Annotated in this window: 14 protein-coding genes and 1 riboswitch; of the genes, 8 read left to right on the top strand and 6 right to left on the bottom strand. The window is 72.7% G+C overall.

The window, feature by feature from the left end:
• Positions 1–249: 249 nt before the first annotated feature.
• On the top strand, positions 250–864 hold the full coding sequence (locus tag ACZ5PB_RS15455) for a DUF4126 domain-containing protein (RefSeq protein ID WP_468691337.1): 615 nt from the start codon (positions 250–252) through the stop codon (positions 862–864).
• Between the two features lie 40 nt (positions 865–904).
• Complete coding sequence (locus ACZ5PB_RS15450; protein WP_468691336.1) at positions 905–2,431, top strand: phytoene desaturase family protein; 1,527 nt, start codon at positions 905–907, stop codon at positions 2,429–2,431.
• A gap of 113 nt (positions 2,432–2,544) precedes the next feature.
• Here the strand turns inward: ACZ5PB_RS15450 and ACZ5PB_RS15445 are convergent, their stop codons facing one another.
• The 6 genes from ACZ5PB_RS15445 to ACZ5PB_RS15420 form a co-directional block, all read right to left on the bottom strand.
• Positions 2,545–3,423 (bottom strand): hypothetical protein, encoded by an 879-nt coding sequence (locus tag ACZ5PB_RS15445; protein WP_468691335.1) that lies wholly within the window; start codon positions 3,421–3,423, stop codon positions 2,545–2,547.
• 71 nt (positions 3,424–3,494) lie between these two features.
• Positions 3,495–4,430, bottom strand: a complete 936-nt coding sequence (gene metF / locus ACZ5PB_RS15440) for a methylenetetrahydrofolate reductase [NAD(P)H] (protein ID WP_468691332.1) — start codon at positions 4,428–4,430, stop codon at positions 3,495–3,497.
• 90 nt (positions 4,431–4,520) lie between these two features.
• The gene (gene thiE, locus ACZ5PB_RS15435; protein ID WP_468691330.1) at positions 4,521–5,201 is read right to left on the bottom strand and encodes a thiamine phosphate synthase; all 681 of its coding nucleotides are present in this window, start codon (positions 5,199–5,201) and stop codon (positions 4,521–4,523) included.
• A 566-nt stretch (positions 5,202–5,767) separates the two neighbouring features.
• The gene (locus tag ACZ5PB_RS15430) at positions 5,768–6,133 is read right to left on the bottom strand and encodes an Rv2175c family DNA-binding protein (RefSeq protein WP_468691328.1); all 366 of its coding nucleotides are present in this window, start codon (positions 6,131–6,133) and stop codon (positions 5,768–5,770) included.
• Between the two features lie 103 nt (positions 6,134–6,236).
• The gene (locus ACZ5PB_RS15425; RefSeq protein WP_468691564.1) at positions 6,237–7,406 is read right to left on the bottom strand and encodes an NAD(P)/FAD-dependent oxidoreductase; all 1,170 of its coding nucleotides are present in this window, start codon (positions 7,404–7,406) and stop codon (positions 6,237–6,239) included.
• Positions 7,407–7,473: 67 nt separating this feature from the next.
• Positions 7,474–7,812, bottom strand: coding sequence for an avidin-fold protein (locus ACZ5PB_RS15420; protein WP_468691326.1), 339 nt, complete (start codon positions 7,810–7,812; stop codon positions 7,474–7,476).
• A 51-nt stretch (positions 7,813–7,863) separates the two neighbouring features.
• Positions 7,864–7,976: riboswitch (TPP riboswitch) on the top strand.
• On the opposite strand from ACZ5PB_RS15420, the gene thiO reads away from it, so the two are divergent.
• The 6 genes from thiO (at position 7,974) to ACZ5PB_RS15390 (ending at position 13,930) form a co-directional block, all read left to right on the top strand.
• Positions 7,974–9,170, top strand: coding sequence for a glycine oxidase ThiO (gene thiO, locus ACZ5PB_RS15415; protein ID WP_468691324.1), 1,197 nt, complete (start codon positions 7,974–7,976; stop codon positions 9,168–9,170). Its footprint overlaps the riboswitch before it by 3 nt.
• Positions 9,167–9,451 (top strand): sulfur carrier protein ThiS, encoded by a 285-nt coding sequence (gene thiS / locus ACZ5PB_RS15410; protein ID WP_468691322.1) that lies wholly within the window; start codon positions 9,167–9,169, stop codon positions 9,449–9,451. Before thiO ends, thiS begins: the two co-directional genes overlap by 4 nt.
• 6 nt (positions 9,452–9,457) lie before the next feature.
• The gene (locus ACZ5PB_RS15405; RefSeq protein WP_468691321.1) at positions 9,458–10,252 is read left to right on the top strand and encodes a thiazole synthase; all 795 of its coding nucleotides are present in this window, start codon (positions 9,458–9,460) and stop codon (positions 10,250–10,252) included.
• 141 nt (positions 10,253–10,393) lie between these two features.
• Entirely contained in the window at positions 10,394–12,328 is a 1,935-nt protein-coding gene (gene pknB, locus ACZ5PB_RS15400) for a Stk1 family PASTA domain-containing Ser/Thr kinase (protein WP_468691320.1), read from the top strand.
• Between the two features lie 82 nt (positions 12,329–12,410).
• Complete coding sequence (locus tag ACZ5PB_RS15395; protein WP_468691319.1) at positions 12,411–13,316, top strand: deoxyribonuclease IV; 906 nt, start codon at positions 12,411–12,413, stop codon at positions 13,314–13,316.
• 86 nt (positions 13,317–13,402) lie between these two features.
• Complete coding sequence (locus ACZ5PB_RS15390; RefSeq protein WP_468691317.1) at positions 13,403–13,930, top strand: DUF4396 domain-containing protein; 528 nt, start codon at positions 13,403–13,405, stop codon at positions 13,928–13,930.
• The last annotated feature ends 25 nt before the right edge of the window (positions 13,931–13,955 follow it).

Below are 13,955 nucleotides of genomic sequence, written 5' to 3'. Positions count from 1 at the left end.
GAGAGAGTGGGAAGCACGGAAGGGGCGCCCGCGCCGAGACCGCCGACACGGGGCGGCGGAAGCGGCGCGGGACCCTGGACGCAACGGGGAACGGGGTTACGGGGGGTAGGGCACCGGTGCGGTGAGGCTCGGGGGGATCGAGCCTCGCCGCACCGGTGTTTTCCGCCGACGGCAGGAACCTCCGGTTCCGGGACGGCGACCGGGCAGGAACCTCTGGTTCCGCAGCCGGGACTGGTTACGATCACGTCCGTGTCCGTACTCCCCCTCGTCTTCACCAGCGGCTGGGCCAGCGGGATCAACGCCTACGCGGTGGTCCTGCTCCTCGGCATATTCGGCGCGACCGGACTGAGTGACGAGGTGCCTGCCGCGATGCAGCGCACCGACGTCATGGTCGTCGCCGGGATCCTCTTCCTGATCGAGGCGGTGAGCGACAAGATCCCGTACGTGGACACGGTGTGGGACAGCATCCACACCGTGATCCGGCCGGTCGCGGGCGCCGTGATCGGCGCGCTGCTGGCCGGGCAGAACGGGTCGCTGCCGGAGATCACGGCGGGTGCGGTGGGCGGTTCGACCGCGCTGGTCAGCCATCTGATCAAGGCCGGTACGCGGATGGCGGTGAACACCTCGCCGGAGCCGTTCAGCAACATCGCGGTCAGCATCCTGGAGGACCTGGGCGTCGCGGGCATCGTCACCTTCGCCATATTCCATCCGGTCGCGGCGGCCGTCATCGTGGCCGTGCTGCTGGTGGCGGGGCTGGTGATACTGCTGTTCCTGGCCGGCCGGATCCGCCGGTTCCTGCGCCGACGGGCCCAGCGCCGCGAGGAGAAACGGCTGGCGGGAGCGGGTGCCGGGCCTCCCGGCTGAGTTGTCGGCGTTGTCGGTGGGTGCCGCTATGGTCACTGACATGGCACGGATTGTGGTGATCGGCGCCGGGCTCGGCGCGATGGCGACCGCCGCCCGGCTGGCCGTCGCGGGCCACCGGGTGACGGTGTACGAGCGCGGTGGGACGTACGGCGGTTCCTCGGGCCGCTTCGAGCGGGACGGGTTCGCCTTCGACACGGGACCCGGCCTGCTGCATCTTCCCGCCGTGTACCGGGACGTGTTCGTGAAGACGGGCAAGGAGCCGCTGGAGTCCCTCGTCTCCATGGCGCAGGTGGACCCGGCGGTCCGGCACTTCTTCCCCGACGGCAGCTCGGTCGCGCTGCCCAACGCCTCGCGCGGCGGCGTCGTCGCCGCGCTGGAGGAGTCGCTGGGGCGCGGACTCGGCGAGCGCTGGGGCGAGTTCATGAACCGGGCGCGGGACGCCTGGGACCGCACCCGGCGCCCTCTCCTCGAAGAACCGCTGCGCGCCGACTGGCAGGTGCTGGGCCGCGACCCGTACCCCTCGGTGCGCGTCAAGCGCCTGATGCGCCCGGCCCGGCAGGCGCGGACGCTCGCCGAGGTGGCGGCCTGGGAGCTGGCCGATCCGCGGCTGGCCGCCCTGCTGGAGAGTCACGCGCTGGGCCACGGGCTCGACCCGCGCGACGCCCCCGCCTCGGCCGCCGTACTGCCGTACCTGGAGCAGACCTTCGGCAGCTGGTACGTGTCCGGGGGCACGCGGGAGCTCGCGCGCGCGCTGTACGAGCGGTGTCTGGCGCGGCGGGTGGAGTTCGTCTTCGGTACGGAGGGCGAAGTCGCCTCCGTCGTGGAGAAGGACGGCCGGGCCGCGGGGGTGGAGCTGGCCGACGGGACGGTCGTCGAGGCGGACTCGGTGGTTGCCGCCGTACCGCCGGAGCGGCTGGCGGCGCTGCTCGGCGGGCGGGCCGCGTACGGGGCCGGGGACGCGCCCCTGCGCGGCGCCGGGGAGGCGGTGGAACCGGCGGGGCGGGTGCGGGTGTTCCTGGCGCTGGACGGGGCGCGGGAGGCGGGCGCCGTGCACCGGAGCGTGGTGCACCCGCCGGACCGGGAGGCGGAACTCCGGGCGCTCTTCGACCGATCGGGGCCTGGGGACCGCGGCGGGGCGGTTCCCACCGTGTGGGTGTCCCGGCCGGACGATCCGGCACTGCGACCGGCGGGCGAGGGGCCGGAGGGGCATGAGGCAGTGGTGCTGACCGCTGCCGCACCCGCCCGGACGGGGTACGACTGGCCGTCGCTCGCGGAGGGCTGGGCGGACCGGATGGTCGCCGCGGCAGAGGTGGCGGTGCCGGGGCTCGGCGGGCGGATCAGGTGGCGTGAGGTCCGGACTCCGGCGGAGACGGGCGCTGTCGCGGCACCTGCGCTGGCGGGGCGGGACGGGCGGTTCCTCGCTCCGGCCAATGCCACGTCGCTGCCGGGGCTGTACGCGGCGGGGGAATGGGCGCACCCGGGTGGCGGGCTGGCGCATTCCGGGATGTCGGGGGCGCTGGTGGCGGGACTGATCGTGGAGGGGGACGACTTCCGGGGCTCCCGGTGACGGCCCCGTCCCATGAACGGCCGAGTCCCCGGGCGGCGGGGCTGCCCGGGGACTCGATAACTCAGTAGCTCGGTGGTTCAGGAGAGCTCGGTGGTTCGGTAGAGCTCGGCGGCTCAGTAGCGGTACTGGCCGTTGCTGTCGTAGGTGGGGTTCGGATAGGCGGCGGGTTCCTGCGGGGCCTCCGGGCCCAGCGGGTGCTCGCCGTCGCGCTGGTGCGGGACCCAGACGCCGCCGGGGGGCGTGTCGGGCGGGTAGTTCTCGGTGTACGGGCCCGGGTACATCTGCTGCTGGCCGCCGTACGAGTCGTACTCGCCGCCGCCACCGCCGTACGACTGCGTCCCGATGTACGGGTCGGAGTAGGCCGCGTAACTCTGCTGCCCGGTGTCGTACGCGTCCTGCCCGTACGTGGGGTAGGAGCCGCTGCCGAAGTCGTCGTACCCCTGCGGCTGGTGGCCGGGGGCGGGCGGCGCCGCGGAGGCCGCGGCGTAGGGCGCCGAGGTGTCGTACACGCCGTACTGGCCGGTCTCGTCCGGCACCGGCTGCGGGGCGTAGGACGGGGGCTGGCCGTTCTCCTGCCCGTGCGCGTCCTGCCCGTGCGCGTCGAAGGCGTGCGCCCCGTCGAAACCGGCACCGGCCGGCTCGCCCTGGGCGCCGTACTCAAGGCCGGAGACCTGGAGCGTCGGCTGCTGCTGCGCGGTGGCCTCGCCGCCGCCCCTGCGGCGCTTGCTGCCGCCCGGGTTGCCGCCGATGGCCCAGCCGGTGGAGAAGCCCCGGCGGAAGGACAGCGTGACGTACGTCTGGCCGACCGCGAAGGCGATGGCGCCCGCCGCGATCACCACGACGGACGGCAGCAGCACGCCCACCACGACGACGGCGAAGCCGCCGAAGGCGAGCACCCGCCAGCGCAGTCGCGCCTTGTACTGCAGCAGCACTTCGCCGAGCAGCCACAGCGCGACCGCGCCGAATGCGATGTAGAGGACCGTCCAGCCCATGTACGCCCCTCTCCTGCGGCCGCGGGTTCCCCTGCTGGAACACGGCGGCGCGAGTACATCTGTGGTGACTGTTACGACTGCGTCTGCGGTGACGTCTGGTCGTGCAGTCCGAGATTCTCGTAGATTTCGAGGGTCGCCGTCGAGTTGTTCAGCGTGATGAAGTGCATTCCCGGTACACCTTCGGCAAGCAGCGTCGCGCAGAACTCGGTGGCGAACTCGATGCCAATGGAGCGTACAGCGGCCGGATCGTCCTTGACCGCGAGGATCCGCTCTTTCACCGCGTCCGGGAAATGCGCGTTGCTGAGCTGCGGCAGCCGGTCCAGCTGCTTGACCAGCGTGACGGGCATCACCTCGGGAATGATCGGGGTGTCGCAGCCGGCCGCCTGAACGCGGTCCCGCATCCGCAGATAGCTCTCCGGATCGAAGAACATCTGCGTGATGGCGTAATCGGCACCGGCCCGGCACTTCTCCACGAAGTGGCGGATGTCGGAATCCCAGCTCTCCGAGCGCGGGTGCATCTCGGGAAATGCGGCGACACCGACACAGAAGTCGCCCGACTCCTTGATGAGTTCGACGAGTTCGGCGGCGTACGTCACGCCTTCCGGGTGCCGGATCCACTCGCCCATCGGGTCGCCGGGCGGGTCGCCGCGCACCGCGAGGATGTTCCTGATCCCGGCGTCCGCGTACTGCCCGACCATGTTGCGCAGTTCGGCGACCGAGTGGTCGACGGCGGTGAGGTGCGCGACGGGCGTGAGGGTGGAGTCGGAGGCGATCTTCTGGGTGGCCTTGACGGTGCCCTCGCGGGTGGAACCGCCCGCTCCGTACGTCACGGACACAAAACTGGGGGCCACCGCCTCGACCCGGCGCAGGGCGTTCCAGAGGTTCTGCTCACCCTTCTCGGTCCTGCGGGCCGAGAATTCGAAGGAAAACGACGTCTTTCCGGTCTCCAGCAGCTCACGCACCGTAAGGGCGCGGTCTGTTCTGGTGGAAGCTGTGCCAAGGGCCATGCGGAGAGGTTAGCCAGCGGCGCGGCGGACCCCCAACCAAGCAGACGACAAAGGTCCGTTATGCCGGTTTCTTGTCCACCCTTCGGACAGTTATTCAGCCACGCGCGGGGTGTCGTGGGCCCCGTACGACCTGATGCGCTCGGCCAGTCGGGCGGTGGCCGCGGCCGGGTCGGCGGCCTGCGTGACGGCCCGGACGACGACGACGCGGCGGGCGCCCGCCGCGAGTACCTCGTCGAGGTTGCCCTCGTCGATGCCGCCGATGGCGAACCAGGGGCGGTCCTGCTCCAGCGAGGCCGCGTACCGCACGAGGCCGAGGCCGGGGGCGTAGCGGCCGGGCTTGGTGGGGGTGGGCCAGCAGGGTCCGGTGCAGAAGTAGTCGACGCCGTCCTCGGCGACGGCGGCGTCGACCTCGGACTCGCCGTGCGTGGAGCGACCGATCAGGACGTCGTCGGGGCCGCCGAGGATCGCGCGGGCGGCGGGCACCGGCAGGTCGCCCTGGCCGAGGTGGAGCACGTCGCTGCCGATGGCGTGGGCGACGTCGGCGCGGTCGTTCACGGCGAGCAGCTTGCCGTGCCGGCGGCAGGCGTCGGCGAAGACGGCCAGGTGGTCCAGCTCCTCGCCCGCCTCCATGCCCTTGTCGCGGAGCTGGACGATGTCGACGCCGGAGGAGAGCACGGCGTCGAGGAAGCCGGGGAGGTCCCCCTGCGCCTTGCGGGCGTCCGTGCAGAGGTAGAGCCGGGCATCGGCGAGCTGCTCGCGAGGCGTGGGCATGGTGCGGTGTCCCCCCGGGGTGCGTGCACGGGGCCGTGCCCGGTGCGGGTGTGTCCGGACGGGGCAGTTCCCCGTGCGGTGTGTCGGACGGGGCAGTCCCCCGTGCGGTGTGTCGGACGGGGCAGTCCCCCGTGCGGTGTGTCGGACGGGGCAGTCCCCCGTGCGGTGTGCGCACGGAGTCGCCCCCGTGCGATACGTACGCACGGAGCCACTCCCGTGCGGCGTACGCGCGCGGAGCCACTCCCGTGCGGTGTACGCGCCCGGAGTCGCCCCGTGCGGTGCGCGCGGGGGTGCCCCCGTGCGGCGCGTGTACGGGGTCGCTCCCCGCCCGATGTGTGCGACAGGGATCGCCGCCCCTGCGGCATCGTCGCAGGGCGCCGCACGCGCGGTGGTGGCGGGGGTGGTTCCAGGGCGCGGAGCGCCGCCCGCCGGGTGCGGCGGGAGTGTTCGCCGCGTCGCGCGGGCGTCACGGGGTCGACCCCCGCACGGGGGTGGCAGGTGGGCGGGCCCGGGCTCGTCCGGGCCCGCCCACCTCGCCGCACCTCCTGTGGCGCGGTGCTGTCGCGTCAGAGGGCGAGCGCCTGGGCGCGGCGCTTCACCTCCGTGCCGCGATTCTCACTGAGGGCCTGCGCGGGGGTGCCGGGCAGGGACGGGTCGGCGGTGAAGAGCCACTCCAGCATCTCCGCGTCGGAGAAGCCGTCGTCCTTGAGCACCGTCAGGAGCCCGGGCAGGCCCTTGACGATCTGGTCTCCGTCGATGAAGGCGGCGGGCACCTGGAGCGAACGGTTCTCACCGCGCCGTACGGCGATGAGCTGGCCGTCCTTCACCATCTGCCGCACCTTCGTCACCTGGAGGTCGAGCATCTCCGCGATGTCGGGGAGGTAGAGCCAGGCGGGGACGAGGGCATCGATCTTTGCGTCAATCTCGGTCACAGGACAAGCGTGCCATCCAGGACTGACAGTCGGTAACCGGGTACGCCCGGAATGGGGCATTCCATACGAGTTCCGAACCCCTTCCGTACGGCCCCCGCCGCCCCTACGGCTTCCGTACGGCCGATTTCAGCGGTACGGAAGGGTCGGCGGCCAGCGCCGGATCGAGTGCGGCACCCGCCTCGATCAGCTTGCGGCCCTGGGCCAGGTCGCGCGGGCGGCCCACCGCGAGCAGCGCCACCAGCGCCCCGTCGCGCAGCCAGCACACCGACCAGGAGGGACTGGAGGGGTCGCCTCGCCACACCATCTCGGCGGCGTCCTCGTGGTGGCCCGCGTACTGCACGAAGCGGCCGAACTGCTCGGACCAGAAGTACGGCACCGGGTCGTAGGCCAGAAGTGCGCCGCCGAGGATGTTCGCGGCGACCGTACGGGGCCCCTGGAGCGCGTTGTCCCAGTGGTGGACGAGCAGGCGCCTGCCGTAGCGGCCGGACGGGAAGGAGGCGCAGTCGCCGACCGCGTACACGTCGGGGACACCGGTGCGCAGGTACGCGTCGGCGGTGACGGAGCCGTCCGGGCCGAGCTCGATGCCGGAGCCCTCCAGCCAGGCGGTGGCGGGTCTGGCGCCGATGCCGACGACGACGGCGCCCGCCGGGATGCGGCGGCCGTCGGCGAGCACCACCGCACCGGGCACCACTTCGGCCACGCGCGCGTGGGTGAGGAGTTCGGCGCCGCCCTCGGCGTACCAGGCGGCCATCGGGGCGGCGATCTTGGCGGGCATCGTCCCGGCGAGCGGCCGGTCGGCGGCCTCCACGACGGTCACCCGGCAGCCGGCCTCGCGGGCGGCAGTGGTGAACTCCGCGCCGATCCAGCCCGCGCCGACGACCACCACGTCCTGCTGCGCGTCCAGCACGGGCCGCAGCCGCTGCGCGTCGTCCAGGGTGCGCAGCAGGTGCACGCCGGGGACGTCGACGGTGCCGGGCAGGGTGACCGGGTCCGCGCCGGTGGCCAGCACCAGGACGTCGTACGGGACGGGCCCGGTCAGGGTGTCGATCTCGTGGTCGGCGGGGCGCACCGCGACGACCTCGGTGCCCAGCCGCAGTTCGACGCCGAGCGCCTCGAAGTCGACCTCGAAGGCGGACCCCTCGGTCTTGCCCAGCAGCACCGCCTTGGACAGCGGCGGCCGGTCGTACGGCGGGTGCGGTTCGGCGCCGATCAGCACGAGGGGGCCCTCGTGCCCCTGCTCGCGCAGGGCCACGGCGGTCTGCACCCCGGCCATGCCCGCACCCACGACGACGATTCGCTTCTGCTCGCTCACCCGACCACCTTACGTATCTGACGTACCGTCAGGAGAGTTCCTCGACCGTGCTGGTACCGCTGCCCTCCTGGGACTCCCATGCCCAGCTCTCGGCCAGCCGAACGCGGCCGTCCGCCGTGAGCTCCACCACGGACAGGCAGTGCCCGGACGAGGTCGTGCCGTCCGTCTTCAGCTGTACGTACCGGAAGTCGAGCCGGTCCCCCGCGCGCGTGCCCACGAGATGTCCCCGTACGACGTCGCCGCCCGCGTACTCGGCCCAGATCCGGCCGTCCTGTTCGTGATAGGTGAAGCGGGTGCGGGTGCCGACCTGCCCCGGGGCCTGGTCGGCGACCGGTGCGAGGACGAGTCCGTCGAGCGAACGGGGCACGGGGGCGCTCCCTCACGGTGTGCTGGGGCCAAGGATTAGGCTGGCCACCGTACAAGCACTCACGGGAGCCCGGCGGACCGGGCTGAGAGGGAGGCTGAACCGGCCTCCGACCGTACGAACCTGATCCGGGTCATGCCGGCGAAGGGAGGGGCTGGACGCCCATGCACGTTCCCGAGCGAAAACCGTACGACGTCCTGGTCGTCGGGGGCGGGATCATCGGTCTCGTGACGGCCTGGCGGGCCGCGCGGCGCGGGCTGCGCACCGCACTCGCCGATCCCGCACCGGGCGGCGGCGCCGCCCAGGTGGCGGCCGGAATGCTCGCCGCCGTCACCGAGCTCCACTACGGCGAGCAGACCCTGCTCGGCCTCAACCTGGCCTCCGCGCGCCGCTATCCGGACTTCGTCGCGGAGCTGGAGGAGGCCAGCGGACTGGACACCGGCTACCGCGCGTGCGGCACCCTCGCCGTCGCCCTGGACGCCGACGACCGGTCCCATCTGCGCGAACTGCACGCCCTGCAACAGCAGTCGGGGCTGGAGTCGGAGTGGCTGAGCGGGCGCGACTGCCGGCGCCTGGAGCCGATGCTCGCGCCGGGCGTGCGCGGCGGGCTGCGGGTGGACGGTGACCACCAGATCGACCCGCGACGGCTGGCAGCGGCCCTTCTGACGGCCTGCGAGCGTGCCGGGGTGGTCCTGTACCGGACGGCCGCCGAACGGCTCTCGGTCGCGAGGGAGAGAGCGACGGGCGCGCTCCTCGCCGACGGCACCGAGGTCGTCGCCGACCAGGTGGTGCTGGCCGCCGGGAGCTTCAGCGGGCGGCTCGCGGGGGTGCCCGCCGAGGTGCTGCCGCCGGTGCGCCCGGTGAAGGGGCAGGTGCTCCGGCTGACGGTGCCGCGCGCGTACGCGCCGTTCCTGAGCCGGACGGTGCGGGCCTCGGTGCGCGGCAGCCAGGTCTATCTGGTGCCGCGCGAGAACGGCGAGCTCGTCGTCGGCGCCACCACCGAGGAGCTCGGCTGGGACACCACCGTCACGGCGGGCGGCGTCTACGAGCTGCTGCGCGACGCGCACGAACTGGTCCCCGGCATCACCGAGCTCCCGCTCACCGAGACCCGGGCGGGCCTGCGCCCCGGCTCCCCCGACAACGCCCCGCTGCTCGGGACGACCGAACTGCCCGGTCTGCTGCTGGCCACCGGGCACTACCGCAACGGGGTGCTGCTGACCCCGGTCACCGGGGACGCGATGGCGGAGGTACTGGTCACCGGCGAACTGCCGGACGAGGTGCGGCCGTTCACCCCGAAGCGGTTCGGCCCGTCCGCCGCTCCCGTCACCACCGTCCCCAAGGAGAAGGAGAAGGTCGCATGAGCCGTACGACAGTGCCCGCCGGGTCCCGGTCCGTGTCCGGGGCCGAGTCCGCGTCCGCGTCCCAGTCCCGGTCCCGGTCCGTTTCGGTGTCCGTGAACGGCGAGCGGCGCGAGCTCCCCGCCGGTTCGACCCTCGACGCCGTCGTCACTTCGCTCACGCGCTCACGCGCGGGCGTGGCCGCGGCACTCAACGAAACAGTGGTCCCGCGCGGACAGTGGGCGGCCACCGCCCTCGCCGACGGCGACCGCGTGGAAGTTCTCACCGCAGTCCAGGGAGGCTGACGTTCCATGGCCGACGATCTCTTCGAACTGGGCGGCGTCTCCTTCTCGTCCCGGCTGATCATGGGGACGGGCGGGGCACCCAGCCTGGAGGTGCTGGAGCGGGCGCTGATCGCGTCGGGCACCGAGCTGACGACTGTGGCGATGCGCCGCCTCGATCCGTCCGTACGGGGCTCCGTGCTGTCCGTACTGGAACGGCTGGGCATCCGCGTGCTGCCCAACACCGCCGGGTGCTTCACCGCGGGCGAGGCCGTGCTGACGGCCCGGCTCGCCAGGGAGGCGCTGGGCACGGACTGGGTCAAGCTGGAGGTCATCGCCGACGAGCGGACCCTACTGCCGGACCCGGTGGAGCTCCTGGACGCGGCCGAGACCCTGGTCGACGACGGCTTCACGGTCCTGCCGTACATGAACGACGACCCGGTGCTGGCGCGGAAGCTGGAGGACGTGGGGTGTGCGGCGGTCATGCCGCTCGGCTCCCCCATCGGGTCCGGGCTCGGCATCCGCAATCCGCACAACTTCGAGCTGATCGTGGAGCGGGCCGGGGTGCCGGTGATCCTCGACGCGGGTGCCGGAACGGCGTCCGACGCGACGCTGGCGATGGAGCTGGGGTGTGCGGGCGTGATGCTGGCGTCCGCGGTGACCCGGGCGCAGGAGCCGGTGCTGATGGCGGAGGCGATGCGGCACGGCGTGGAGGCCGGGCGCCTCGCGCACCGGGCGGGGCGGATCCCCAGGCGCCACTTCGCGCTGGCGTCGTCGCCGGAGGCGGGGGTCGCCGCGTTCGACCCGGAGCGTCCGGCGTTCTGAGCCGGGGCGGGGCGGGCACGGGGCGGGGGCACGGGGCGGTACCCCCGCCCCGGCCACCGGCCTGTTACAGGTCGGCTTCAGTACGGGGCGGGGGGCGCTGACCCCGTCCGCCCCACCGCCCACGGCTCGTAGACTCCCTCCGTGGATACGACCCTTCAGGACCCCCTCGTCGGGCACCTGCTCGACAGCCGCTATCGCGTCGAGGCACGCATCGCCGTCGGCGGGATGGCCACGGTCTACCGGGCCGTCGACACCCGTCTCGACCGCGAGCTCGCCCTCAAGGTGATGCACCCGTCCCTGGCGCAGGACGACTCCTTCGTCGAGCGGTTCATCCGGGAGGCCAAGTCCGTCGCCCGCCTCGCGCACCCGAACGTGGTGGGGGTCTTCGACCAGGGCACCGACGGAAGCTACGTCTACCTCGCGATGGAGTACGTCGCGGGCTGCACGCTGCGCGACGTGCTGCGCGAGCGCGGCGCCCTCCAGCCCCGTGCCGCGCTCGACATCCTGGAGCCCGTGCTGGCCGCCCTCGGCGCCGCCCACCGGGCCGGCTTCGTGCACCGCGACATGAAGCCGGAGAACGTCCTGATAGGGGACGACGGCCGGGTGAAGGTCGCCGACTTCGGTCTCGTACGGGCCGTGGACACGGTCACCAGCACCACCGGCTCCGTCCTGGGCACGGTCTCCTACCTCGCGCCCGAGCAGATCGAGCACGGCACCGCCGACACCCGAGCCGACGTGTACGCCTGCGGCGTGGTCCTGTACGAGATGCTGACCGGCACCAAACCGCTCTCCGGCGGCACCCCCGCCCAGGTGCTCTACCAGCACCTCAACGAGGACGTCCCGCCGCCGTCGGCCGCCGTCCCGGGCCTCGCCCTCGAACTCGACGAGCTGGTGGCGAGCGCCACCATCCGCAATCCGGAGGCCCGCCCGTTCGACGCGGTCGCCCTGCTCGGGCAGGCGCGTCAGGCGCGCTCCGCGCTGAGCGACGACCAGCTGGACCTCGTACCTCCCCGGGCGAAGACGGAGGGCGCCACCGCGTCGTCCGGTCCCGAGGAGCGGACCGACGTGATCCCGCGCACGCTGCCCACCGAGCAGCACACCAGCCGGCTGCGGATGCCGCTGCCGGACGAGCCCGAGCCCCCGCGCCGACGGTCGGGACGCACGGGGCTCACCGGACTCGCCGCGCCGTCGCGGCGCCGGCTGATCACCCTGGTCTGCGGTGTGCTGCTGCTCCTGGGCGTCGGCACCGGCGTCTGGTACATCAGCTCCGGCCAGTTCACCCGGGTCCCGCCGCTGCTCAGCCAGACGGAGAGCGGGGCCAGGGCGAAGCTGGAGGCCGCCGGTCTCGACGTGAAGGGCGTGGAGCGGAAGTTCAGCGACACCGTCACGCGCGGCACCGTGATGGACAGCGACCCGGCCCCCGGCTCGCGCATCCGCAGCAACGGCTCGGTACGGCTGGTCCTCTCGCGCGGCCCCGAGATCGTGAAGGTCCCCGACGTCAAGCGGATGCCGCTGGACAAGGCCAGGGGCGAGCTGAAGGACGCGGGGCTCGTGCCCGGGGTCGTGACGAAGGCGTTCAGCGAGGACATCCCGCTGAACACGGTCATCAGCACGGACCCGAGGGCCGGCACCGGCCGCGCCCCGGACACCGCGGTCGCGATCGTCGTCAGCAAGGGCTCCCCGGTGGACATGCCCGAGGTGACGGGACAGTCCGTCGAGGACGCCACCCGCACCCTGGAGGACCTCGGCCTCAAGGTCGGTGTCGCGCCCGAGCAGATCAACGCCCCCGCCGAGGCGGGCAAGGTCGGCCGCCAGTCGGTGCCCGCGGGCACCCGCCTGGGCCAGGGCGAGCGCGTCACGCTCACCGTCTCCAAGGGTCCCCGGATGCTCCCGGTGCCCGACGTGGTGGGCAAGCACGCCGACGAGGCGACCCGTGTTCTCAAGGCGGCGGGCTTCGAGGTCGAGGTGGACCGGCCGCTGCTGTCCTTCAGCAAGGTGATCGACAAGCAGTCGGTGGCGGGCGGCGGCCAGGCCCCCGAGGGCAGCACGATCACCATCACGACGAAGATCCTCTGACGGGCCGGAGAGAGGACCGGGGACAGGGCCGCGGCAAGGGCCGGGGAAGAGGCCGGAGCGCCGTGCGGCATTCTGGAGGGCGATGAGCACCACAGAGTTCGCCACCCAGTTCCCCGCCGGTCCCCCGGCCTCCCGCAACCCCGTCGGCGGCCATGTCCCGGTGGCCGGCGGGCTCGCGTCCGTCGGGCTGCCGTACGCCCGCGAGATGGGCGCCGAGGCCGTCCAGGTCTTCGTCGCCAATCCACGCGGCTGGGCGACACCGGTCGGCAATCCGGCGCAGGACGAGGCGTTCCGGGCGGCCTGCGCCGCCGAGCGCATCCCGGCCTACGTCCACGCCCCGTACCTGATCAACTTCGGTTCGCACACCGAGGCCACCGTCGAGAAGTCCGTGGAGTCGCTGCGCCACTCGCTGCGCCGGGCGCGGGCGATCGGCGCGCTGGGCGTGGTGGTGCACACCGGCTCGGCGACCGGCGGACGACCGCGTTCGGAGGCGTACGCGCAGGTCAGGGAGCACATGCTGCCGCTGCTCGACGAGCTGACCCATGACGACGACCCGTACCTCCTGCTGGAGTCCACGGCCGGTCAGGGCTTCTCGCTCTGCTCACGGACCTGGGACTTCGGCCCGTACTTCGAGGCCCTGGACGCCCATCCCAAGCTGGGCATCTGCCTGGACACTTGCCACATCTTCGCGGCGGGTCACGACCTGGCCGGTCCCGGCGGCATGAAGCAGACCCTCGACCTGCTGGTGGACACCGTCGGCGAGGGCCGACTGAAGCTGATCCACGCCAATGACTCCAAGGACGTCACCGGCGCGCACAAGGACCGTCACGAGAACATCGGCGCAGGTCACATCGGCAGCGAGCCGTTCCGCGAGCTGTTCACGCACCCGGCGACGGAGGGCGTCCCGCTCGTCATCGAGACACCCGGCGGCAAGGAGGGGCACGCGGCGGACGTGGCCCGGCTGAAGGCGCTGCGCGAGGGTCCCTGACGCCTTCCCACTGATTGAGGAATACCCCTAGGGGGTACGCGGTTCCTGTCAGAGGCAGGAACCGCCACCCCGGTCGGGAGCACACCATGCAGCACCACGAGGCCCATGTGCACAGCTCGCACAAGGGAAACGAGGAGCACGCGCACCACAGCCACGGAACCGGCACCACCGGCGGCAAGGTCTCCTGGCGCATGGCCGCGCAGGCCACCCTCCACTGCCTCACCGGGTGCGCCATCGGCGAGGTGCTCGGCATGGTGATCGGCACCGCCTTCGGCTGGGGCAACGTACCGACCATGGCCCTGGCCATCGTGCTGGCCTTCTTCTTCGGTTACGCGCTGACCCTGCGCGGCATCCTCAGGGCCGGCGTGGGCTTCAGGACGGCCTTCAAGGTGGCGCTCGCCGCCGACACCCTGTCGATCGCCGTGATGGAGCTGATCGACAACGGGGTGATCGCCCTCTGGCCGGGCGCGATGGACGCCCACCTGTCGGACGGAATGTTCTGGGGCGTGCTCGCGGCGGCCCTGGTGATCGCCTTCGTGGTCACCACACCGGTCAACAAGTGGATGATCGGCCGGGGCAAGGGCCACGCGGTCGTCCACCAGTACCACCACTGACCGGCGCCCACAGGGCACACCGGCA

The sequence above is a fragment of the Streptomyces sp. NPDC032721 genome (assembly GCF_055579625.1).
This window is presented reverse-complemented; position numbering and strand designations above follow the sequence as displayed.

Bases quoted from the DNA above. Each gene is read 5' to 3' on its own strand.
- ACZ5PB_RS15450 (WP_468691336.1), top strand. From the start codon at position 905: ATGGCACGGATTGTGGTGATCGGCGCCGGGCTCGGCGCGATGGCGACC.
- ACZ5PB_RS15445 (WP_468691335.1), bottom strand. From the start codon at position 3,423: ATGGGCTGGACGGTCCTCTACATCGCATTCGGCGCGGTCGCGCTGTGG.
- metF (WP_468691332.1), bottom strand. From the start codon at position 4,430: ATGGCCCTTGGCACAGCTTCCACCAGAACAGACCGCGCCCTTACGGTG.
- thiE (WP_468691330.1), bottom strand. From the start codon at position 5,201: ATGCCCACGCCTCGCGAGCAGCTCGCCGATGCCCGGCTCTACCTCTGC.
- ACZ5PB_RS15425 (WP_468691564.1), bottom strand. From the start codon at position 7,406: ATGGCCGGGGTGCAGACCGCCGTGGCCCTGCGCGAGCAGGGGCACGAG.
- thiO (WP_468691324.1), top strand. From the start codon at position 7,974: ATGCACGTTCCCGAGCGAAAACCGTACGACGTCCTGGTCGTCGGGGGC.
- thiS (WP_468691322.1), top strand. From the start codon at position 9,167: ATGAGCCGTACGACAGTGCCCGCCGGGTCCCGGTCCGTGTCCGGGGCC.
- ACZ5PB_RS15405 (WP_468691321.1), top strand. From the start codon at position 9,458: ATGGCCGACGATCTCTTCGAACTGGGCGGCGTCTCCTTCTCGTCCCGG.
- ACZ5PB_RS15395 (WP_468691319.1), top strand. From the start codon at position 12,411: ATGAGCACCACAGAGTTCGCCACCCAGTTCCCCGCCGGTCCCCCGGCC.
- ACZ5PB_RS15390 (WP_468691317.1), top strand. From the start codon at position 13,403: ATGCAGCACCACGAGGCCCATGTGCACAGCTCGCACAAGGGAAACGAG.